We start from the raw sequence: 486 nt of genomic DNA on the forward strand, positions 1-486 counted from the left end.
GCGACAAGCTGTTGAATTATGTTGTAAAACGCTTTCAGACGGCCTGTATCGTCCAAATCAGGTGCATCGCCGGTCATGTTGTTGTAAACCTGACCGAATGCAGAGCCGCCCATACGCGCTTTGCCGTTGCCCAAGTCAACCAGCAGCAATACGCTGTCTTCGACGTTTTTCAACTCAGGCGTAACAGTCTTGCGTACGTCTTCTACTGGAGCAAACGCAGAAATAATCAGGCTCAACGGCGAAACCACGGATTTTTTCTCTTCGCCATCCTGCCACACGGTTTTCATCGACAAACTGTCTTTGCCCACGGGGATGCTCAAATCCAATGCCTGACAGGCTTTAGAAACTGCTTCAACGGTGCGGTAGAGTTTTTCATCTTCGCCCTCGTTGCCGCACGCCGCCATCCAGTTGGCGGAAAGTTTGATGTTGCCGATGTCGCCGATGTTGACCGCCGCGATGTTGGTGATGGCTTCGCCGACGCACATT

The 486-nt window shown here is 52.1% G+C and carries 1 pseudogene; it reads right to left on the reverse strand.

The features are described 5' to 3' along the window. A pseudogene (locus ACTHUM_RS19125) lies at positions 1–486 on the reverse strand (phosphoribosylformylglycinamidine synthase); the annotation flags it as partial.

This window comes from Neisseria sp. P0021.S006, assembly GCF_051956895.1.